Source organism: Streptomyces sp. NPDC005799 (assembly GCF_040630525.1).
In the GTDB taxonomy this organism is placed as follows: Bacteria; Actinomycetota; Actinomycetes; order Streptomycetales; family Streptomycetaceae; genus Streptomyces; species Streptomyces griseorubiginosus_B.
The window spans coordinates 18,385-38,369 of the sequence record NZ_JBEXXQ010000030.1; the positions used below are offsets into that span (position 1 = coordinate 18,385).

Annotated in this window: 17 protein-coding genes and 2 pseudogenes; 11 read left to right on the plus strand and 8 right to left on the minus strand. The window is 70.6% G+C overall.

Annotated elements, in window-relative coordinates; translation table 11 throughout:
* Nucleotides 1-19: 19 nt before the first annotated feature.
* The 4 genes from ABZ453_RS27475 (at nucleotide 20) to ABZ453_RS27490 (ending at nucleotide 4,336) form a co-directional block, all read left to right on the plus strand.
* Entirely contained in the window at nucleotides 20-676 is a 657-nt protein-coding gene (locus ABZ453_RS27475) for a GntR family transcriptional regulator (protein ID WP_359018720.1), read from the plus strand.
* A complete protein-coding gene (locus ABZ453_RS27480) occupies nucleotides 673-1,584 on the plus strand; it encodes a dihydrodipicolinate synthase family protein (RefSeq protein ID WP_359018722.1) in 912 nt (303 codons plus the stop codon). The genes ABZ453_RS27475 and ABZ453_RS27480 overlap by 4 nt, the downstream gene beginning before the upstream one ends.
* Nucleotides 1,581-3,317 (plus strand): L-arabinonate dehydratase, encoded by a 1,737-nt coding sequence (gene araD, locus ABZ453_RS27485; RefSeq protein ID WP_359018724.1) that lies wholly within the window; start codon nucleotides 1,581-1,583, stop codon nucleotides 3,315-3,317. The genes ABZ453_RS27480 and araD overlap by 4 nt, the downstream gene beginning before the upstream one ends.
* A gap of 221 nt (nucleotides 3,318-3,538) precedes the next feature.
* Nucleotides 3,539-4,336: an HAD family acid phosphatase gene (locus ABZ453_RS27490; RefSeq protein WP_359018726.1), complete on the plus strand. Its 798-nt coding sequence runs from the start codon at nucleotides 3,539-3,541 to the stop codon at nucleotides 4,334-4,336.
* On the opposite strand, the gene ABZ453_RS27495 is transcribed toward ABZ453_RS27490, so the two are convergent.
* Nucleotides 4,329-6,425 carry a family 43 glycosylhydrolase gene (locus ABZ453_RS27495; protein WP_359018728.1) on the minus strand — a complete coding sequence of 699 codons (2,097 nt, stop codon included), beginning with the start codon at nucleotides 6,423-6,425 and terminating at the stop codon, nucleotides 4,329-4,331. The genes ABZ453_RS27490 and ABZ453_RS27495 overlap by 8 nt on opposite strands.
* A gap of 112 nt (nucleotides 6,426-6,537) precedes the next feature.
* Here ABZ453_RS27495 and ABZ453_RS27500 point away from each other — a divergent pair.
* Nucleotides 6,538-6,705, plus strand: a pseudogene (locus ABZ453_RS27500) (pectate lyase); the annotation flags it as partial.
* A 199-nt stretch (nucleotides 6,706-6,904) separates the two neighbouring features.
* Here the strand turns inward: ABZ453_RS27500 and ABZ453_RS27505 are convergent.
* The 3 genes and pseudogenes from ABZ453_RS27505 to ABZ453_RS27515 all read right to left on the minus strand — a co-directional run.
* Nucleotides 6,905-7,150 (minus strand): annotated as a pseudogene (locus ABZ453_RS27505) (polysaccharide lyase family protein); the annotation flags it as partial.
* Between the two features lie 54 nt (nucleotides 7,151-7,204).
* Nucleotides 7,205-8,056: a hypothetical protein gene (locus ABZ453_RS27510; protein WP_359018730.1), complete on the minus strand. Its 852-nt coding sequence runs from the start codon at nucleotides 8,054-8,056 to the stop codon at nucleotides 7,205-7,207.
* Entirely contained in the window at nucleotides 8,053-8,619 is a 567-nt protein-coding gene (locus ABZ453_RS27515) for a SigE family RNA polymerase sigma factor (protein WP_359018732.1), read from the minus strand. Before ABZ453_RS27515 ends, ABZ453_RS27510 begins: the two co-directional genes overlap by 4 nt.
* 230 nt (nucleotides 8,620-8,849) lie before the next feature.
* Between ABZ453_RS27515 and ABZ453_RS27520 the strand changes: the two genes are divergently transcribed.
* A complete protein-coding gene (locus tag ABZ453_RS27520) occupies nucleotides 8,850-10,301 on the plus strand; it encodes an NCS2 family permease (RefSeq protein ID WP_359018734.1) in 1,452 nt (483 codons plus the stop codon).
* Between the two features lie 39 nt (nucleotides 10,302-10,340).
* On the opposite strand, the gene ABZ453_RS27525 is transcribed toward ABZ453_RS27520, so the two are convergent.
* The 3 genes from ABZ453_RS27525 to ABZ453_RS27535 form a co-directional block, all read right to left on the minus strand.
* Nucleotides 10,341-11,789, minus strand: coding sequence for a penicillin-binding transpeptidase domain-containing protein (locus ABZ453_RS27525; RefSeq protein WP_359018899.1), 1,449 nt, complete (start codon nucleotides 11,787-11,789; stop codon nucleotides 10,341-10,343).
* A gap of 77 nt (nucleotides 11,790-11,866) precedes the next feature.
* On the minus strand, nucleotides 11,867-12,337 hold the full coding sequence (locus ABZ453_RS27530; RefSeq protein ID WP_359018736.1) for a GNAT family N-acetyltransferase: 471 nt from the start codon (nucleotides 12,335-12,337) through the stop codon (nucleotides 11,867-11,869).
* Nucleotides 12,338-12,355: 18 nt separating this feature from the next.
* Nucleotides 12,356-13,129, minus strand: a complete 774-nt coding sequence (locus ABZ453_RS27535; protein ID WP_359018739.1) for an IclR family transcriptional regulator — start codon at nucleotides 13,127-13,129, stop codon at nucleotides 12,356-12,358.
* A gap of 130 nt (nucleotides 13,130-13,259) precedes the next feature.
* On the opposite strand from ABZ453_RS27535, the gene ABZ453_RS27540 reads away from it, so the two are divergent.
* Together ABZ453_RS27540 and ABZ453_RS27545 are read left to right on the plus strand one after the other, a co-directional pair.
* On the plus strand, nucleotides 13,260-14,789 hold the full coding sequence (locus ABZ453_RS27540; RefSeq protein WP_359018741.1) for an aldehyde dehydrogenase (NADP(+)): 1,530 nt from the start codon (nucleotides 13,260-13,262) through the stop codon (nucleotides 14,787-14,789).
* Nucleotides 14,790-14,815: 26 nt separating this feature from the next.
* Nucleotides 14,816-15,424, plus strand: coding sequence for a DUF1349 domain-containing protein (locus tag ABZ453_RS27545; protein WP_359018743.1), 609 nt, complete (start codon nucleotides 14,816-14,818; stop codon nucleotides 15,422-15,424).
* Here ABZ453_RS27545 and ABZ453_RS27550 read toward each other — a convergent pair.
* Nucleotides 15,384-16,772: an MFS transporter gene (locus ABZ453_RS27550; protein WP_359018745.1), complete on the minus strand. Its 1,389-nt coding sequence runs from the start codon at nucleotides 16,770-16,772 to the stop codon at nucleotides 15,384-15,386. The two genes, ABZ453_RS27545 and ABZ453_RS27550, sit on opposite strands and share 41 nt — an antisense overlap.
* 70 nt (nucleotides 16,773-16,842) lie before the next feature.
* Between ABZ453_RS27550 and ABZ453_RS27555 the strand changes: the two genes are divergently transcribed.
* The 3 genes from ABZ453_RS27555 to ABZ453_RS27565 all read left to right on the plus strand — a co-directional run bounded on the left by ABZ453_RS27555 (nucleotide 16,843) and on the right by ABZ453_RS27565 (nucleotide 19,931).
* Entirely contained in the window at nucleotides 16,843-17,820 is a 978-nt protein-coding gene (locus ABZ453_RS27555) for a helix-turn-helix domain-containing protein (protein ID WP_359018747.1), read from the plus strand.
* 249 nt (nucleotides 17,821-18,069) lie between these two features.
* On the plus strand, nucleotides 18,070-18,786 hold the full coding sequence (locus tag ABZ453_RS27560) for a DsbA family oxidoreductase (RefSeq protein ID WP_359018749.1): 717 nt from the start codon (nucleotides 18,070-18,072) through the stop codon (nucleotides 18,784-18,786).
* A 95-nt stretch (nucleotides 18,787-18,881) separates the two neighbouring features.
* Nucleotides 18,882-19,931 (plus strand): aminotransferase class V-fold PLP-dependent enzyme, encoded by a 1,050-nt coding sequence (locus ABZ453_RS27565; RefSeq protein WP_359018751.1) that lies wholly within the window; start codon nucleotides 18,882-18,884, stop codon nucleotides 19,929-19,931.
* Nucleotides 19,932-19,985 lie beyond the last annotated feature (54 nt).

Genomic DNA, 19,985 nt, shown 5'->3' on the forward strand with positions numbered 1-19,985 from the left:
TGACTTCCGAGAGGCGCGCATGACCTCTGTGCCCACGCCGATCCCCTCCCGCACGCAGTTCGTGCTGGAGGAGATCAAACGCCGCATCCTCACCGGGCGGTTGACGCCGGGTCAGGCCCTGGTGGAGACCGAACTCGCCGCACAGTTCGGGGTGTCCAAGACCCCGGTGCGGGAGGCGCTCAAGACCCTGGCCGGGACCGGACTGGTCGTGATGAGCCAGTACAAGGGCGTCACGGTGCGCATGGTGGACGCGGACATGGCGCGCGAGGTCTACGACGTACGACTGCTTCTCGAACCCGAGGCGCTCAATCGGGCCGTGCGCCGGGGCGCCCCCCTCGACGCCGCCAGGGACGCGCTGACCCGCGCCGACGACGCGACCGACACCGCCGAACGGTCCCTGGCCAACCGGGAGTTCCACCGCGCCCTGTATCTGCCCTGCGGCAACCCGCTGCTCGGCCGCATGCTCGACGAGGTCCGCGACCAGGCCGCCCTCGTCTCGGCCGTGGCCTGGGCCGCCTCGCCCTCCTGGGAGCGGGAGGCCGGCGAGCACCGGGAGATCCTTCGGCTCGCCCTCGACGGTGACGCGGACGGCGCCGCGCGGGCCCTCCACGAGCACATCGCGTCCTTCGTGCGGCGAGCGTTCCCCCAGGCGACGGAAGAGGAAGGGCAGGCATGAGCAGCGTGACGTTCGAGACCGCGCGGGCGGCCCTGGCCGACGTGGTGGCGATCCCGGTGACCCCGTTCGCCGCGGACGGCTCCGTCGATCAGGAGGCCCACCGGGCCCTGCTGCGTCGGCTGCTGGAGGGCGGGGTGCGGATCCTCACCCCGAACGGCAACACCGGCGAGTTCTACGCGCTCACCGCCGAAGAGCGCCGCCTGGTCACCGAGTTGACCGTCGAGGAGGCCGGCGACCGGGCCGCGATCCTCGTCGGCGTCGGCCACGACGTCCCCACCGCCGTCGCCTCCGCCCGCCACGCCCGGGAGCTGGGCGCCCGGATGGTCATGGTCCACCAGCCCGTCCACCCGTACGTCTCCCAGGCCGGCTGGGTCGACTACCACCGCGCCATCGCCGCGGCCGTCCCCGAACTGGGCGTCGTCCCCTACATCCGCAACGCCCAGCTGTCCGGCTTCCGCCTCGCCGAGCTCGCCGATGACTGCCCGAACGTCATCGGCGTCAAGTACGCGGTGCCGGACGCCGCCAGGTTCGCCGCCTTCGCGCGGGACGCGGGGCTCGACCGGTTCGTGTGGGTGGCGGGGCTCGCGGAGCCGTACGCGCCCTCGTACTTCTCGGCGGGCGCCACCGGCTTCACCTCCGGCCTGGTGAACGTCGCCCCGTCCGTTTCGCTGAACATGATTGAAGCGCTTCGATCCGGTGACTACCCGGCCGCCATGAAGGTCTGGGAGCAGATCCGCCGCTTCGAGGAACTGCGCGCGGCCCACGGTTCCGCCAACAACGTCACCGTCGTCAAGGAGGCCCTGGCCTCCCTCGGTCTGTGCCGCCGGGACGTCCGCCCGCCGAGCCGCACGCTCCCGGAGGACGAGCGCGCCGAGGTCGCCGCGATCGCCGCGGGGTGGTCGATATGACCGGCAGAGCGCGCCTGAGCCCGGAGGACCTGCGCAGCCACCAGTGGTACGGCACCGAGGGCCAGTTGCGCACCTGGTCGCACAACGCCCGGATGCGCCAGCTCGGTTACGAGGCGGAGGAGTACCGGGGCCGCCCGGTGATCGCCGTCCTCAACACCTGGTCGGACATCAACCCCTGCCATGTCCATCTGCGCGAGCGGGCCGAGGCGGTCAAGCGGGGCGTGTGGCAGGCCGGCGGGTTCCCGCTGGAATTCCCGGTCGCCACGCTCTCCGAGACGTACCAGAAGCCGACGCCGATGCTCTACCGCAACCTGCTCGCGATGGAGACGGAGGAGCTGCTGCGTTCCTACCCGGTCGACGCGGCGGTTCTGCTCGGCGGCTGCGACAAGTCGACACCCGCGCTGCTCATGGGCGCCGCCTCCGCCGACGTGCCGTCCCTCTTCGTGCCCGCGGGTCCGATGCTGCCCGGGCACTGGCGTGGCGAGACCCTCGGCTCCGGCACCGACATGTGGAAGTACTGGGACGAGCACCGTGCCGGCAATCTGACCGACTGCGAACTGCGGGAGCTGCAGGGCGGGTTGGCGCGTTCGCCCGGTCACTGCATGACCATGGGGACCGCGTCGACGATGACCGCGGCGGCGGAGGCCCTCGGCATGACGCTGCCGGGCGCATCCTCCATCCCGGCCGTCGACTCCGGGCACGAGCGGATGGCCGCCGCCTCCGGACGCCGGGCCGTGGAGCTCGCCTGGACGGGGCTGAAGCCGTCGGAGATCCTCACCCCTGACGCCTTCGAGGACGCCGTCACCACGGTGCTCGGACTCGGCGGCTCCACCAACGCCGTCATCCACCTGATCGCGATGGCCGGACGCTGCCAAGTGCCGCTCACCCTGGACGACTTCGACCGCATCGCCCGGACCGTGCCGGTGCTGGCGAACGTCCGGCCCGGCGGACGGACGTACCTCATGGAGGACTTCTACTTCGCCGGCGGTCTGCCCGCCTTCCTCTCCCGGATCACCGATCTGCTGCACCTGGACCGGCCGACGGTCAACGGCACCCTGGGGGAGCAGATCGAGGGCGCCGCCGTCCACGACGACGACGTCATCCGCACCCGCGACAACCCGGTCGCCGCCGAGGGCGGGGTCGCCGTCCTGCGTGGCAACCTCTGCCCCGACGGCGCCGTCATCAAGCACATCGCCGCCGAGCCGCACCTGCTCAAGCACACCGGCCCCGCGGTCGTCTTCGACGACTACAAGGCCATGCAACGCACCATCAACGACCCCGGGCTGCACATCACCGCCGACAGCGTGCTGGTGCTGCGGGGCGCCGGACCCAAGGGTGGCCCCGGTATGCCCGAGTACGGCATGCTGCCGATCCCGGACCACCTGCTGAAGCAGGGCGTGCGGGACATGGTCCGGATCTCCGACGCCCGGATGAGCGGCACGAGTTACGGCGCGTGCGCCCTGCACATCGCGCCCGAGTCGTACGTCGGCGGGCCGCTGGCCCTGGTCCGCACCGGCGACTCGATCACCCTCGACGTCGAGGCACGCACCCTCCAGCTCAACGTGGACGACGAGGAGCTGGAGCGCCGGAGGGCGGAGTGGACGCCGCCGCCCACCCGGTACGAGCGCGGCTACGGCGCGCTCTACAACGACCAGATCACCCAGGCGAACACGGGCTGCGACTTCGAGTTCCTGGCCCGTCCCGGCAAGGTCGCCGACCCGTACGCGGGCTGACTCCATCACCGGCACCCAGGCGGTCGCAACTCGACCGACCTGACCAACGCGATCAAGGATCTCGACGCCGGCCTTCAGCTCGACGGAGGCGTCGAGCTGTTACAACGCCCGCACGTCGGACGGCTCCCTGCCGGCCACCACGTTCCTGACCACCGGCAGTACGCGGTGCCACGATGAACTGAACGTTGACGGAAGGTCGGTGACGCGCGTAGAAACCTGTCATGCATAAGTCACTGCGTTTCGTGGCCGTCGCCGCCACCTGTGCCCTCGCCGGTGCCGCCCTGTACGGCGCCGGCGCGGCCACGGCCGGTCAGTCCACCGCGAACTCCACGCACGAGCCCTACAACATCGGGCTCCTGGTGAAGGACATCGACACCTACTACGGCACCACGGCGGACGCGGGGGGCGTGTACCAGGCGTCCCCGACCAGCCCGTACGCCACGGACCTGGCGCACATCGACGCCGCCGCCCGCAAGTACATCGACCAGGCGGCCCGCAAGGCGCACCACCGGGGCGAGAAGCCCGCCGTCGTCTTCGACATCGACGACACGCTGCTGCTCAGCCTCGACTACGAGAAGCGCTACAACTACACGTACAACGGCACCACCTGGGCCGACTACGTGAACAAGGCGGACCGCCCGGGCGTGTTCGGCAGCGCCGAGCTGGTCCAGTACGCGGCGAAGAAGGGGGTCGAGGTCTTCTACAACTCCGGTCTGAGCGAGGCGCAGCGTGCGGCCGCCGTCGAGAACCTGAAGAAGATCGGCGCCGACGTGAACCTCGACGCCGCGCACATGTTCCTCAAGGACAAGGCCAACCCGCCGTCCTACCTGAGCTCCTGCGCCACCCCCGCCACCTGGACCTGCACGACCGTGCAGTACAAGTCCGGCACGCGCAAGCACATCGAGGACGACCTCGGGTACGAGATCGTCGCCAACTTCGGCGACCAGTACTCCGACCTGGACGGCGGCTACGCCGACCGCACGTACAAGCTGCCGAACCCGACGTACTTCGTCAGCTGAGGCCCTCCAGGGTCGGCACGACCGGCTGAAGGGTACCGTCCGCGGCGAACCACAGCCGGTCGACGGTCGTCTCCCGGTGCATGCCGTCCCCGCCGGGTCTTCCGGGGCCGTTCAGGGCGAACCGATGGTAGACGACGTACCACTCGTCGGCGCCGGGCACCTTCACCACGGAGTGGTGGCCGGTGCCCAGGATGCCGTACTCGGGGCGCTTGGACAGGATCGTCCCCCGCTCGGTCCACGGGCCGAGCGGGGACGGTCCCGTCGCGTAGGCCACGTGGTAGTCCTCGCTGCGGGTGTCGTCCTCGGACCACATGAAGTAGTACGTGCCCTCGCGCTTGACGACGAAGGAACCCTCGCGGAAGTCGCGCGGGGTGATCTCCTCGACCTTCGACGGGTCGTAGGAGGTCATGTCGTCGTTCAGCGGCACGACGTACGCGTGCCCGTTGCCCCAGTAGAGGTACGACGTCCCGTCGTCGTCGGTGAAGACGGCCGGGTCGATCATCTGGCCGCTGAACCGCCCCTTGGCGACCAGCGGTTCACCCAGTGCGTCCGTGAAAGGGCCGGCCGGCGAGTCGGCCACCGCAACGCCGATCTGCTGCTCGGCGCAGAAGTAGAAGTAGTACCTGCCGTCGCGCGCGGCGATCGTGGGCGCCCACGCGTACGAGTCCGCCCAGGAGACGTCCGTCCCCAGATCGAGAACGACCCCGTGGTCCTCCCAGTGGACCAGGTCCGGCGAGGAGTACGCCCGGAAACTGGTGCTGCCCCAGCCCGGGTTGCCGTCCGTCGTCGGGAAGATCCAGTACCGGCCGTCCAGATGGTGCGCGTCCGGATCGGCGGTCAGGCCGGGCAGAAGCGGACCGCCGGTGCGGACGGCTTCGACGGTCCAGGTGCGGGTGCTGTTGTCGGCGGCGGTCACGGTGTACGTCCGCGGGGTGCGGAAGTCGCGGGCCGTACCGGACGCGGGGATCAGGGTCGCACCCTCGGCCACCGCCAACTCCGGTGCGAGACGGGAGAGCTCGGCGTCCGGCTCCATCGGTAGCACGACCTTCGAGGACGCCTCCGTGAGGACGGCGTACGCCCGCTGACCCGCCGCCGTCACGTCCACCACCGACGCGGGAGTGGCGGGGTACGCGGCCAGCAGCCGGTCGTACTCCTCGCGCGTCACCGGAAGTACCGTGCCGTGGCGGGGACTTGTGGGCAGCTGGTGGTTGACGGACATCGTCCAGGTGCCGGAGTCGAGGTCGGTGGTCTCGAAGGGGACGTAACCGCGCCCGCCGTACTCGTCGACGAACAGGTACCACTTCTCCTCGGTGTTGGACCGGAAGACCGTCGGCCCCTCACCATGCTCGATCGACCCACCGCCGATGCGGTCACCGACGAAGTCGTACGTGGTCGCCGTCAGGCTCGTCGACTTCTCCGCGGTGATGAACTTCGAGCCGGGGGAGCCGGAGGACGGGTCGCGCTCGTCCTTGGTGAAGCGGTAGTAGGTGTCCCCGTGCCGGATCACCGTCGAGTCGATCACCGAGTGGCCGGGGTCGGACCAGATCCGGGGCGCGCCGAAGGTGCGGAAGTCCTTCGTGGTCGCGTACATCATCCGGTTGTGGGTGTCGGCCGTGTGGGCCGGATCGTCGTCGGCGTACAGCTTCGACGCCCAGAAGACGACGTACTCGCCGAGGGAGTCGTCCCAGCAGGCCTCCGGTGCCCAGACGTTGCCCGCGTTGTCCGGGGCGACCCGCACCAGGCGCCGGTCGGTCCAGTGGACCAGGTCGGTGGACTCCCAGACCATGACCGACGTGCTGCCGTGCCGCTGGACCTCGTCCCAGCTTCCGCTGCTGTCGCCGTACATGCGCAGGTCCGTCGCGATCAGGTAGAACCTGTCGCCCTCGGGAGAGCGGATCACGAACGGATCGCGCAGACCCTTCTCACCGACGTCGGAGGCGAGGACGGGCCTGCCCTGGTTCAGCTCCCGCCAGTGCAGCGGGTCGTCGCCACGGCTGAGGGCGTAGCGGATCTGTTCGCCGTCGGCGGTGTCCTCGCCGGTGAAGTAGACGAAGAGGTAGCCGGCGTACTTGGGGTGGTTCACAGGCAATCCTGTCGGAATGTGACTGTTTCTGTTCGGTGCGATGTGGCTCCATGAGAGTTTCAAGGGATTTCCTGTTCCACGGCAACCTCTTTCGGCCACGGAGGCGACCGGAGCGCGTAACGGCGGTGCCCAGGCCGCGACGACGACGGTCACCGTGGCGAAGACCGCGCAACTGGAGGCGGCCGTGAGGAACGCGGCGAGCGGTACGAGTTCGGACCGGATCACCTTGCGTGCTCACGGCAGCGAGAAGGTGCGGATCGACGGCTCCCGGCTGCCCGCCGGCTCCGCAAGCTGAGTTCCCACACCGTCTCCGCCGCGAACAACTGGGTCCCGGCGACCACCTTCCTCACCACGGGGGCCCCGCCATCGGCGCGGGCATGAACGGACGCGCCGGTGGAGACACGGACGCCCCGCCGGTCGTCACCGGCGGGGCGTCCCTTCGCCGACGATGGGGGCTCAGTCGGCGGCTGCTGGCCGAGGGGGGCTCAGGCCAGCAGGTCCATGCAGTCGAACGAGGTCCCGGCGCTCAGAAACCCTGTGCCGCCCGAACCGCTCACCACGTCAAGCTTCAGTACGTTGTACTGACGTACGTCCGTCTTCCACGCACTGGAAGGGACGCTGAAAGTGAAGGTGTGGTTGTTTCCCCGGTACGAACCCGTGGTGAGAGAGCGCGTCGAGGGCTGTGAGGGCGCTGTGGGAATGGCCGAAACCCAGTCGTCGAGGGACCCTTGCGCTTCCTGGTTGCCGCAGCGGAGCAAAAGGGTTGCCGCCCGTCGCAGGTTTTCTTACGAGTCGCCCTCGCCGGAGGTGTGCGCCGCGAAGTCGCCGCCCACGGCCCGCCGATCGCCGTCCGCCGTCGCGTTGATCGTGTACGAGTCGCCCCTGGCGTCCCGGCCGCCGCGCTGGTGGTTGTACTGCCCGGCGAACACCCACTCGCCCTTGGGGACCGTACGGCCTGCCTTGAGCACCCAGGTGTAGACCAGGAACCCGTCCTGCTCGCCGACCGTGAAGGTGAAGTCCTGTTCCGGCAGCGAGCGCCAGGCCCCGGTCGAGCTCACCCCGCCGCTCTCAGCGACCTTCAACCGGATGGTCAGGGCGGTGAGCTGCTCCTGGGTCTTGAGCGTGACGTCGCTCTGCGCCCAGAAGTCGTTGCTGTGCGGGTTGACCGAACCGTCCGACCACAGCGGGCCGTCGCTCTCCCCGCCGGCGGACGGCAGGACGGAGACCGAGGCCGAGGGCCGCGCGGTGGACGGGGTGCCGCTCGGCCGGTGCGTCGTCCCCGAGGCCCGGCTCGGGCCCGGGTCCACCGGCGGCAGCGGGGCCCGACTGGAGGCGTCCGGTGACGGTGTGGGCGTCGGCGAGGTCTCGACCGTCTGCTGCCGGGTGGGCCGGTCGTCCTTGACTGCCGACGCCACCGCGTACCCGCCGACGGCGAGCATGCCGGCGACCGCGGCCGTCGCACCCACGACCCGGGCCCAGCCCCACACCGGGGGACGGGTCGCCCGGTGGTCGCGGCGGTCCTGGCGGGTCATGCCCCGCTCGACGCGGGCCAGGATGCGGGCCCGGTCCGGCTCGTGCGCGTCGGCCGCCTCGTGCAGCCGGGCGCGCAGCTCGTCGTGCACGTCCTGCTGCCTCATCGGTCCGTTCCTCCGGTCTCGCCACCGCGCGTCATCGCCGCGTGCACCTTCTGTGGAGCGCCCCGGGAACCGAGGATCTTCTGCAGCTCGGCCATTCCCTTGGACGTCTGGGACTTAACCGTACCCACGGAAACACCCAGGGCGAGCGCGGTGTCCTTCTCCGACAGATCGAACGCGTGCCGCAGCACCACACACGCCCGCTTGCGGAACGGCAGCCTGCGCAGGGCCTCCCGCACATCGACCACGCCGGCTATGTCCGGATTCTCGGTCTTCTCCTCACGCTGCGACCAGAACAGCGAGATCCGCCGGCGCTCGCGCACGGCACCGCGGATCCGGGTGCGGGCCAGGTTGGCGACGACTCCACGGGCGTAGGCGACCGGGTGATCGGCCGCGCGCACGCGGTCCCAGCGGTGCCACAGGGCGAGCAGCGCGTCCGCGGTCAGATCGTCGGCCGCGTCCGCCTCGCCGGTCAACAGATGGGCGAGCCGGGACAGTTCGGCGTAGTGCCGCTCGAAGAAGGCATGGAACTCCATGGAGGCCGCGTCGTCGACGACAGTGCCCATGGGCACCCTTCCTGTGTGTGTCACGTGAATGACATGTGATCTTCCGGGGCGCGCCCGGGCGAGATCCGGAAGCGTAGCAGTGGTCGTTGTCCGGTTTCGTACGGGGCTTCGAACACGGTGTGACGGGGCGATCGATTCCGTAACCCGAAAGGGACCTGAAAGAGGTTCAACGCGGGAACACTCCAGCCAGCATCCGCACACGATCAATCAGCCCACGAGGAGCACCCGCCATGTCCGACACGAAGAAGGCGGCCGACCGGCCAAGTGCCGCGCCGCCAGGGGCGAACGGTGTCGACCGGTTCTTCCGGATCTCCGAGCGGGGATCCACCTTCGGCCGGGAGATACGCGGCGGCTTCGCCACGTTCTTCACGATGGCCTACATCCTTGTCCTGAACCCCATCATCCTGGGCAGCGCGAAGGACAAGTTCGGCCACCAGCTCGACACCGGCCAACTCGTCACCGCCACCGCGCTGGTGGCCTGTGTGATGACGATCATCATGGGCGTCGGCGGCAACCTTCCGCTCGCCATCGCCGCGGGCCTCGGCCTCAACGCCGTTGTCGCCTTCCAGCTGGCCCCGCTGATGAGCTGGTCCGACGCGATGGGCCTCGTCGTCCTCGAGGGCATCCTGATCTGCGTGCTGGTCGTCACCGGGCTCCGCAGGGCGATCATGGACGCCATCCCGCAGCAGCTGAAACAGGCCATCGGGGTCGGCATCGGGCTCTTCATCGCGTTCATCGGGTTCGTCGACGCGGGATTCGTCAGCCGTATCCCCGACGCTGCCCGGACCACCGTGCCGGTGCAGCTGGGCGCGGTCGGCCGGCTGACGGGGTGGCCGGTGCTGGTGTTCTGCCTCGGCGTGCTCCTCACCATCGCGCTGCTCGCGCGCAAGGTGAAGGGCGCGATCCTGATCAGCATCGTGACCATGACGATCGTCGCGATCATCATCGACGCGGTGGCCGACATCAAGAGCTGGGGTCTGACCACCCCGCACGTGCCCGACAAGATCGTCTCCACGCCCGACTTCGGACTCATCGGTCACTTCAGCCTGTTCGGCGGGTTCGCGAAGGCGGGCATCCTCACGGCCGTCCTGCTGGTGTTCACGCTGATCCTGTCCGACTTCTTCGACGCCATGGGCACGATCGTGGGCATCAGCGCGGAGGCCGGGCTGCTGGACGAGCAGGGGCAGGTGCCGGGGATCGGCCGCGTGCTGTTCATCGACGGCGCGGCGGCGGTCGCCGGCGGCCTGGGGTCGGCCTCCTCCAACACCGCGTACATCGAGTCCGCGGCGGGTGTGGGCGAGGGGGCGCGGACCGGGTTCGCGAACCTGATCACGGGCGGGCTGTTCGGGCTCGCGCTCTTCCTCACGCCGCTGCTGACGATCGTGCCGCTCCAGGCGGCCGCGCCCGCGCTGATCGCCGTGGGCTTCCTGATGATGACCCACGTCAAGCACATCGACTGGGACCGGTACGAGATCGCCATCCCGGCGTTCCTGACCATCGCCGCGATGCCGTTCACCTACTCGATCACGGATGGCATCGGGGCGGGGTTCATCGCGTATGTGCTGATCAAGGCGGTGCTCGGGAAGGCGCGGGAGGTGCACTGGCTGTTGTGGGGGGTTACGGCGCTGTTCGTCTTGTACTTCGCGATCGACCCTGTGGAGCAGGTTCTCGGAGTGAAGTGAAGAGCGCCCCTTGCGGGGCGCCCCAGTTCACGGCGTCTTCTAGCGGAGAGCTGCTTTCATCATCGCCTTCGCCACGGGGGCTGCCAGGCCGTTGCCGCTCACCTCCGAGCGGGCCGCGTCGGACTGTTCGACGACCACCGCCACGGCGACCTGTTTTCCGCCCGCCTTGGCGTAGGAGGTGAACCAGGCGTACGGGGTCTGGCTGTTGTTCTCGCCGTGCTGGGCGGTGCCGGTCTTGCCGCCCACCGTCACGCCCGGTATCTGCGCGTTCGTACCCGTGCCCTTGTCCACCACCGTCTGCATGGCGGACTGGAGTTGGGCGGCGGTGGAGGAGCTGATGATCCGCTTCGTTCCGGCGTCGTCGTCGTAGTTCTTCAGCACGTCGCCGCCGCTGTCGGTGATCTGCGAGACCATGTGCGGCGAGACCAGCTTGCCGCCGTCGGCTATGGCGGCGGACACCATGGCCATCTGGAGCGGGGTCGCGGTGACGTCGTACTGACCGATGCCCGTCAGGGCCGTGGACGACTTGTCCATGTCGGACGGGTAGACGCTGGTGTATGCCCGCACCGGTACGTCCTGCTTCGTGTCGTTGAAGCCGAACTTCTCCGCCATCGCCCGCACCTTGTCCTGGCCCAGGTCGAAGGCCATCTTCGCGAAGACGTTGTTGCAGGAGTACTCCAGCGCGGTGCGGATCGAGGCGTTCGTACAGGGCGCGGACGGGTTCTCGTTGGACAGGTCGCGTGTGGTGCCCGGCAGCGTGTACGGATCCGGGCTGTCCGTGCGCACGTCCACCGACGAGTACAGGCCGTCCTCCAGCGCGGCCGCCGCGACGACCAGCTTGAACGTCGAGCCCGGCGGCAGGGGCTGGCGCAGCGCGCGGTTGGTGAGCGGCTTGTCCGGGTCCGCGTTCAGCTTCTTCCAGGCGGTCCCCGCGGTGTTGGCGTCCGTGAGTGACGTCGGGTCGTACGACGGCGTCGAGACGACCGCGAGGATCCTGCCGGTGGACGGGTCGATCGCGACGGCCCCGCCCTTCTTGTCGCCGAGCGCGTCGTACGCCGCCTTCTGCACGTCCGGGTCGATCGTCGTGACCACGTTGCCGGGTGCGGCCCGCTGGTCGGTGACCGTGTCCATCACGGTCTTGAGCCGGCTGTCCGTGCCGTTGAGGAGGTCCTGGTAGATGCCCTCCAGCTGGGTCGGCGCGTAGGCCTGCGAGGCATAGCCGGTCACCGCCGCGTACAGCGGGCCGTATCTGTACGTGCGCTTGTACGCGAGGTCGCCGCCCGTCGTGCGTGCGGAGCCGGTGATCGAGTCGCCGGCCACGATGATGTTCCCGAGAGGCTCCGCGTACGTCTCGATCGCGTTGCGCCGGTTGTCCTTGTCGTCCGCGAGGGCCTTGCCGTCGTAGAACTGCACCCAGGTCGCCCTGATCAGCAGAGCGCACACCAGGAGCAGCACGAAGACGGAGGTCCGCCTGATCGTCTTGTTCATCCCGGTCAGGAAGACGAGCGGGACGGAGCGGACGTTCCCTCCGTCCCGGATTCTCATCGGACGCTCAGGAAGCGCGGTCAGCCGCGCAGCGTCATCACGACCTCGTCGATCTCCTCGCCCCGCGCGTTGGCGAAGCCCGTCGCCGTCGACGTGAGGCGGAAGCCGCACTTCTCCAGCACGCGCCGCGATCCGGTGTTGTCCGCCGCCGCGCGGGCGTACAGCGGCCGCTCCGGCACCTCGGCCAGCAGCCCCCTCAGCGCCGCCGTGGCCACCCCGCGCCCCCAGTACGCCCGGTCCACCCAGTAGGTGACCTCACGCTCGCCCGGCTCCCCGTACACCGCCGCGCTGCCCACCACGTCACCGTCGACCAGGATGGTCCGCAGCACGTCCGCGGAGGCCCGCACCCGTTTCCAGTGGGCGTCGAACGCCTCCCGGTCGGCGGGATCCTTCGGCGTGAACGCGGCCGTCCACAGAGCCTCGGGATCGTTCATCTGCCGGAAGAAGACCGGCAGATCACTGTCGTGCACGTCCCGCAGTACGACATCCATGGGCCCCGAGCCTAGGTGTCAGAGCCTCCTGGTCGCCAGGGTGAGTCGGTCGCGGGCGTCGAACAGGGCGTCCTTGACCATCTGTTCGTGGGCGGGGGTGAGACGGGCCACCGGAACCGAGCAGCTGATCGCGTCACGGGCCGGGGTGCGGTAGGGGATCGCCACGCCGAAGCAGCGCAGCCCCAGCGTGTTCTCCTCGCGGTCGACGGCGATGCCCTGCTCCCGCACCTGGTGCAGCTCCTCGATGAGCCTCTCCCGGTCGGTGATGGTGTTCTCGGTGAGCGCCGGCAGCGTCTCCGGGAGCATCTTGCGGACCTGCTCGTCGGTGTAGGTGCTCAGCAGCGCCTTGCCCAGGGAGGTCGAGTGCGCCGGGAGGCGGCGGCCCACGCGCGTGAAGGGGCGCAGGTAGTGCTGCGACTGGCGGGTGGCCAGGTAGACGACGTTGGTGCCGTCCAGCCGCGCCAGGTGGATGGTCTCCGTGGTGTCGTCCGAGAGCCGGTCCAGCGTGGGCCGGGCCGCCGCGACCACTTCGTCGCCGTCGATGTACGACGTGCCGACCAGCAGCGCCCGCACCCCGATGCCGTACCGCGTGCCCGTCGCGTCCGTCTCCACCCAGCCCAGCTCCACCAGCGTGCGCAGAAGCATGTAGAGGCTGGACTTGGGATACCCGACGGCCTCCTGGACCGACGCGAGTGAGTGCATGCCGGGACGACCGGCGAAGTATTCGAGCAGTTCCACGGTCCGCACCGCGGACTTGACCTGCGCCCCGCCGTTTGTCTCGGCTGCCGACATCGCCCTTGACCCCTTCGTTGGACGAGAAACCGAAGATATAGTCTCCAACAGCATATTCATCATCAGAGACAGCGTTCAGTATATCGAACGACCCTGGTGAATGACCCGGATATACCTGGAGGGACCCGCGGTGGCAGCAGCACCAGTCTGGAGTGTCGACCCCCGAACCGGGAAGCAGCGTGAACAGGTTGCGGTGGAGGCCACAGCACAGGAGGTCGACGCCACCGTCCGCGCCGCCCACGCGGCACGCGCCTCCCTCGCCGACCGCGCCGTCCGCTCGGCGTTCCTGCGCACCGCCGCGGAGCAGCTCGAGGCGGCCAGGGACGGCCTCGTGGAGACCGCCGACGCGGAGACCGCGCTCGGCCCGGTCCGGCTCACCGGCGAACTCGCCCGCACCTGCTTCCAGCTGCGGGCCTTCGCGGACATCGTCGACGAGGGCGCCTTCCTCGACGTGATCATCAACCACCCCGACGACACCGCGACCCCGCCCATCCCGGACCTGCGCCGCTACAAGGTCCCCCTGGGCGTCGTCGCCGTCTACTCGGCCTCCAACTTCCCCTTCGCCTTCTCCGTCGCCGGCGGTGACACCGCGAGCGCGCTGGCCGCCGGCTGCCCGGTCGTCGTCAAGGCGCACCCCGACCACCCGGGCCTGTCCGAGCTGGTCGCCAAGGTGCTGCGCCGGGCCGCCGCGGCGCACGGCATCCCCGAGGGCGTCGTCGGCCTGGTCCACGGCTTCGAGGCGGGCGTCGAGCTGGTCAAGCACCCGCTGGTCGCCGCGGCCGGCTTCACCGGTTCCGTACGAGGCGGCCGTGCCCTCTTCGACGCGGCCGCGGCCCGTCCCAACCCGATCCCCTTCCACGGTGAGCTGGGCTCGCTGAACCCCGTCGTCGTGACCGAGGCGGCGGCGGCCGAGCGGGCCGAGACGATCGGCACCGGACTCGCCGGCTCCATGACGCTCGGGGTCGGCCAGTTCTGTGTGAAGCCCGGCCTGGTGCTGGCACCGAACGGCGCGGCCGGGGACCGGCTGCTGAAGTCGCTCACGGACGCGGTCAGCGACACCGACCCGGGCGTGCTGCTCGACCACCGGATGCGGGACAACTTCATCGCCGGTGTGTCCGAGCGTGCGGAACTGCCCGAGGTCGAGTCGCCGGTGACCCCGGGCGCGGGCGGCGAGCACACGGTGAGCGCGGGCTTCCTGACGGTGCCGGCGGACAAGCTGGCCGAGGAGGGGGCCTACGACCTGCTCCTGGAGGAGTGCTTCGGGCCGGTGACGGTCGTGGCCCGCTACGAGGACGAGGCCGAGGTCCAGTCCGTGCTGTCCCGGCTGCCCGGCAACCTCACGGCGACGGTCCACCTCTCGAGCGAGGAGGCGGCCGGGGAGGGCCGCGGCGCGGAGCTGCTGGCCGAGCTGACGCCGCTCGCCGGGCGCGTGCTGGTCAACGGCTGGCCGACGGGCGTCGCCGTCGCCCCGGCCCAGCACCACGGCGGCCCGTACCCGGCGACCACCTCGACGTCCACGTCCGTCGGCGGTACGGCGATCGAGCGCTGGATGCGGCCGGTTGTCTACCAGGGCGCGCCCGAGGCGCTGCTGCCGCCCGAGCTGCGGGACGACAACCCGCTCGGTCTCCCGCGCCGCTACGACGGCCGCCTCGAACGGTGAGCGACCCCACCTGACACAATCGCCGGATGGACGTCGAACTTCCCGAACTCCCCTTCGCCCTGCGCACATACGGTCCCGAGGGCAACTGGTCCTACGAGGACGGAGTGCTCACCGGATGGGCCGGGCCCCGGCAGGACCGGTTCGTCCCGCCCACCGGGGAGGCGCTGGAGCCGGCCTCCGACGCGCCGAGGCTGCTCGGCTGGCCGGAGGGGGACTTCCAGCTGATAGCCCGGGTCACCGTCGGCTTCGCCGGGGCGTTCGACGCGGGAGTTCTCTACGTCCATGTCGGCGAACGGGCCTGGGCCAAGCTGTGCCTGGAGTACTCCCCGGACGTGCCCACCGTCTGCACGGTGGTCACCCGGGGCCACTCCGACGACGCCAACTCCTTCACCGTCGAGGGCAGTTCGGTGTGGCTCCGGGTGAGCCGCACCGGACGCGCCTTCGCCTTCCACGCCTCCCGCGACGGCAGGCGCTGGACCTTCGTCCGTCTGTTCACCCTGGGCGGCGAGAAGGAGACGGACGCGGCCCTGGTCGGCTTCATGACCCAGTCGCCGATGGGGGAGGGGTGCGTGGTGACCTACGACCACCTCGAGTTCAGGCCGAACTGGCCGCGCGACCTGCGAGACGGAAGCTGAGTCCGAAGGTCAGCAGGAGCACGCACGCCCCGATCACCAGGCTCAGCCGCATCCCGCCCGTGAAGTCTCCCGCCACCAGCGCCCCGAACACCGCGATCCCGAGGCCGCCGGCCACCTGACGCGCCGAGTTGAGCACCCCGGCCGCCAGCCCCGCCCGTTCGGCGGGCACGGCGTCCATCATGGCGGCGGTCAGCGGCGGAACCGTCAGTGCGCAGCCCAGCGCCAGCGGTACGAGGAGCACGGCCACCAGGGACGCGGGCGTGCCCTCGTCGACGTACAGCAGAAGCAGCGAGCCCGCCGCCGCCAGTCCCTGGCCGACCAGCATCGGCAGCCGGGGGCCGTACCGGCCCGCCAGCTTGCCCGACAGGAGGTTGGTCACCCCGATCAGGCCCGTCATCGGCAGGAACATCAGCCCGGCGGAGAGCGGGGAACGGTGCTGCACCTGCTGGAAGAAGAGCGAGAAGACGAACACCATGCTGTAGAAGGCCACACTGACCGCGGCCCCCGCCGCCACGGTCACGGCCACGGTCCGGTTGCGGAACAGACCGAGCGGCACGACCGGATGCGCCGTGCGGGCCTCGATCCGCGGGAACGCGACGGCGGCGGCGACGACCACCCCCAGCGCCGCCCACCCGGCAGGACCGCCCTCGATCACGGCGAACGTCAGAGCGGTGAGACCCACCACCGCGGTCGCCTGTCCGGGCAGGTCCAGCGGGGCCGGACGGCGCGGTGACCGCGGGGCCTTCAGAAGCAGCAGCAGAATGGCCGCGCCGACCGGCAGGTTGACGAAGAAGATCGCCCGCCAGTCCCACGCCGTGGTCAGCGCACCGCCCGCCAGCGGGCCGAGCGCCAGCGCCGCCGAACCGCCGGCTCCCCAGGCCGCGACAGCCCGGGTCCGCCGCGCCGGGTCCGCGTACGCCTGTCGCACCAGTGCCAGCGACGCCGGCAGGACGACCGCGGCCGCCGCGCCCTGCACCACCCGAGCCCCGATCAGCGTCGGCAGGCCCGGTGCCAGTCCGCAGGCCACCGACGCCACGGTGAACACCGAGGTGCCGAGCGCGTACGCGCGGCTCGCGCCGGCCCGGTCCGCGAAGGCGCCGGTGGAGAGCATCAGGGCGGCGAAGGCGAGGGTGTACGCGTCCACCACCCACTGCAGTGCGGACATCCCGCCGCCGAAGTCCGAACCGATCGCGGGCAGGGCCACGTTCACCACGGACGCGTCGAGGGTGATCAGCGCGAAGCCGAGGAGCGCGGCCGTGAGGGTGAGGGCGGGGGAGGGCCTCTTGGGCGCCAACTCGCCTTCGATACGGGTGATTTGCTCACCACTGAGGGTCTGGTCGGTCGACATGCGTCCATGCTGCGGGGGTGTGCCGTCGTACAGTAGTGGCCCGAATGCCAGGTGTCCGGAGGTTCTGGCCATGACCGAGCGGCTCGCCCCGCACCGCATCGCCGTGATCGCGCCCTCGCCCGTCTCGCTGTTCAACCTGGCCATCCCGGAGATGCTCTTCGGTAAGGTCGAGGTGGCCGGGCGGCCGGGCTACGACGTGGTCATCTGCGCCGCCGAGCCGGGGCCCGTCCCGACCGGCGGAGGGCTCGACCTGTACGTGCCCCACGGACTGGAGGCGGTGCGTGAGGCGGACACCGTGGTCGTCGCCGGCACCGGCGCGCCCTACGAGCCGGACGCGCGCATCGTCGCCGCCGTCCGTGAGGCGGCCGACGGCGGCAAGCGGATCGCGTCCCTGTGCACCGGCGCCTTCCAGCTCGCCGAGGCGGGCCTGCTGCACGGGCGCAGGGCCACGACGTACTGGGCGCACGCCGAGGAACTGCGCAGGCGGTACCCGCAGGTCGACCTGCAGCCGGACGTGCTGTACGTCCAGGACGGGCCGTACGTCACGGCGTCCGGGTACGCGGCCGGCATCGACCTGTGCCTGCACGTCATCCGCACGGACTACGGCGCCGCCGTCGCCAACGAGGTGGCCCGCCGCGCCCTGGTCGCCCCTGTACGGCCCGGGGGCCAGACCCAGTTCACGCAGACCCCACTGCCGCCGGAACGCGGCACGGCCTGCGCCGACACCCGGGGCTGGGCCATGCGGAACCTCGACAAGCCCCTCACCCTCACCGACCTGGCGCGCCACGCCGGCGTCAGCGTCCGCACCCTCACCCGGCGCTTCCACGCGGAGAGCGGCGTGAGCCCCCTCCAGTGGCTCCTCCACCAGCGCATCGAACGCGCCAAGGAACTCCTGGAGACCACTACCCTCCCCATGGACAGCCTGGCCCGCTCCTGCGGCCTCGGCACCGCCGACTCCCTCCGCACCCACATAACCCGCCGCACCGGCCTGACCCCGACGGCGTACCGGGCGCAGTTCAGCCGCGTGCCGTCGGACACAGCCGCGTGACGGCAACCGCGACGCGCCAGCAGCCGCGTACGGCGGGAAGGGGACGTGGCGGGGGGTGTCCGCCCGCAGCGGCGGGCGTCAACGCCGAGCACCGCACAACCGGCGGAACCCCCGACCGAGGACAGACACCCCTCGCCGCGGTACGCGCTGGAGCAGCCGAAGGCACCCCGGGAATGATCCCCGCTGCTTGAATGTTCAGGGATCGGGCGGAGGCGGCCTCCGTACACACCCGTAGCTGCTGGAGAGAACATGAAGGTCGAGATCTGGTCGGACATAGCGTGCCCCTGGTGCTATGTCGGCAAGGCCCGTTTCGAGAAGGCGCTCGAGGCCTTCCCGCACCGTGACCAGGTCGAGGTGGTGCACCGCTCCTTCGAGCTGGACCCGGGCCGCGCCAAGGGCGACGTGCAGACCGTGATCTCCATGCTCTCCAAGAAGTACGGCATGAGCGAGGCACAGGCCGAGGCCGGCGAGGACAACCTCGGCGCCCAGGCCGCCGCCGAGGGCCTGGCGTACCGCACTCGCGGCCGCGACCACGGCAACACCTTCGACATGCACCGCCTGCTCCACTTCGCCAAGGAACAGGGCAGGCAGTACGAGCTGATCCAGATCCTCTACAAGGCGAACTTCGCCGAGGAGCGCTCCCTGTTCACCGAGGGCGACGAGCGGCTCGTCGAGCTGGCCGTCGAGGCCGGCCTGGACGCCGGCGACACCCGCAAGGTCCTCGCCGACCCCACCGCCTACGCCGACGACGTCCGCGCCGACGAACGCGAGGCCGCCCAGCTCGGCGCGAACGGCGTCCCCTTCTTCGTCCTCGACCGCAAGTACGGCGTCTCCGGCGCCCAGCCCGCCGAGGTCTTCGCCCAGGCGCTGACCCAGGCCTGGGGCGAGCGCTCACCGCTGAAGCTGATCGACCAGGGTGACGCGGACGCCTGCGGCCCCGACGGCTGCGCGGTGCCTCAGCACTGAAACACCAGGTCAGCCGCGATCCATAAGGGTTCCTTCGCGAACCCACGCACAATGCGGCAATGGACCGGGACCTCTCCCGGGCCCACAGTGGACCCATGGAGACCTTCGAGAGCCTCGTCCGAGCCGAGTTCGCCCCGAAGAACACCTATCTAAACACCGCCAGCACCGGCCTGGTACCCGCCCGCACCGTCGCCGCCCTGCGCACCGCCGTGGCGGCCTCGGCCGCGGGCGAGCCGACCGACATGTTCGGGGACGTGGAGGCGAGCCGCGCCTGCTTCGCGCGGCTCGCCGGCGTACCGCCGCACCGCGTCGCGGCCGGCGCCTCGGTCGCCGTATACAGCGGACTGATCGCCGCCTCCCTTCCCGAGGGCGCCGAAGTCCTCACCGCGGAGGGCGACTTCAGCTCCGTGGTGAACCCCTTCCACGTCCGCCCCGACCTCAAGGTCCGCGCCGTGCCGCTGGAGCGCGTCGCCGAGTCCGTCCGCCCCGGCACCGCCCTGGTGGCCGTGAGCGCGGCCCAGTCCGCCGACGGCCGGATCGCCGACCTGCCCGCGATCCGGCAGGCGGCACGCGAGTACGGCGCACGCACCTATGTCGACGCCTCCCAGGCCGTCGGCTGGCTGGACCTCGACGCCGACACATACGACTACTGCGCCTGCGTCGCCTTCAAGTGGCTCGTGTGCCCGCGCGGTGTGGCCTTCCTGGTCGTCCCGGAGGACCTCGGCGGACTCACCCCGCTGTTCGCCGGCTGGGTGGCGGGCGAACGCCCCTGGGACGCGTGCTACGGCCCCATCGACGAACTCGCCCACTCCGCGCGGCGGTTCGACGAGAGCCCCGCTCTCTTCTCCTACGCCGGCGCCCGCCGCTCCTTCGAACTCCTCGAGGAACTCGGCGTGGACACCATCCGCGCCCACGACCTCGCCCTCGCCGACCGCTTCCGCACCGGCCTCGCCGCCCTCGGCCACGAACCCGTCCCCGCCCCGGGCTCACCCATCGTCTCCGTACCCGGACTCGGCCATCGACAGCCGGAGTTGAGCGCCGCCGGAGTCGAGGTCTCCGACCGCGCCGGACATCTGCGCGCCGCGTTCCACCTCTACAACACCCCCGCCGACGTGGACCGTCTGCTGGACTCCCTGTCCGGCTGACGACTCTTTGGCCGACCCGCCGGACCCGGCGCTCGCAAGGGGCGCATGATGGCG

Excerpts from the sequence above, each read along its gene's own strand:
- ABZ453_RS27555 (WP_359018747.1), top strand. The coding sequence starts at position 16,843 with ATGACCGAGCGGCTCGCCCCGCACCGCATCGCCGTGATCGCGCCCTCG.
- ABZ453_RS27560 (WP_359018749.1), top strand. The coding sequence starts at position 18,070 with ATGAAGGTCGAGATCTGGTCGGACATAGCGTGCCCCTGGTGCTATGTC.
- ABZ453_RS27515 (WP_359018732.1), bottom strand. The coding sequence starts at position 8,619 with ATGGGCACTGTCGTCGACGACGCGGCCTCCATGGAGTTCCATGCCTTC.
- ABZ453_RS27520 (WP_359018734.1), top strand. The coding sequence starts at position 8,850 with ATGTCCGACACGAAGAAGGCGGCCGACCGGCCAAGTGCCGCGCCGCCA.
- ABZ453_RS27545 (WP_359018743.1), top strand. The coding sequence starts at position 14,816 with ATGGACGTCGAACTTCCCGAACTCCCCTTCGCCCTGCGCACATACGGT.
- ABZ453_RS27535 (WP_359018739.1), bottom strand. The coding sequence starts at position 13,129 with ATGTCGGCAGCCGAGACAAACGGCGGGGCGCAGGTCAAGTCCGCGGTG.
- ABZ453_RS27550 (WP_359018745.1), bottom strand. The coding sequence starts at position 16,772 with ATGTCGACCGACCAGACCCTCAGTGGTGAGCAAATCACCCGTATCGAA.
- ABZ453_RS27510 (WP_359018730.1), bottom strand. The coding sequence starts at position 8,056 with ATGAGGCAGCAGGACGTGCACGACGAGCTGCGCGCCCGGCTGCACGAG.
- ABZ453_RS27565 (WP_359018751.1), top strand. The coding sequence starts at position 18,882 with ATGGAGACCTTCGAGAGCCTCGTCCGAGCCGAGTTCGCCCCGAAGAAC.
- ABZ453_RS27480 (WP_359018722.1), top strand. The coding sequence starts at position 673 with ATGAGCAGCGTGACGTTCGAGACCGCGCGGGCGGCCCTGGCCGACGTG.
- ABZ453_RS27490 (WP_359018726.1), top strand. The coding sequence starts at position 3,539 with ATGCATAAGTCACTGCGTTTCGTGGCCGTCGCCGCCACCTGTGCCCTC.
- araD (WP_359018724.1), top strand. The coding sequence starts at position 1,581 with ATGACCGGCAGAGCGCGCCTGAGCCCGGAGGACCTGCGCAGCCACCAG.
- ABZ453_RS27525 (WP_359018899.1), bottom strand. The coding sequence starts at position 11,789 with ATGAACAAGACGATCAGGCGGACCTCCGTCTTCGTGCTGCTCCTGGTG.
- ABZ453_RS27530 (WP_359018736.1), bottom strand. The coding sequence starts at position 12,337 with ATGGATGTCGTACTGCGGGACGTGCACGACAGTGATCTGCCGGTCTTC.
- ABZ453_RS27475 (WP_359018720.1), top strand. The coding sequence starts at position 20 with ATGACCTCTGTGCCCACGCCGATCCCCTCCCGCACGCAGTTCGTGCTG.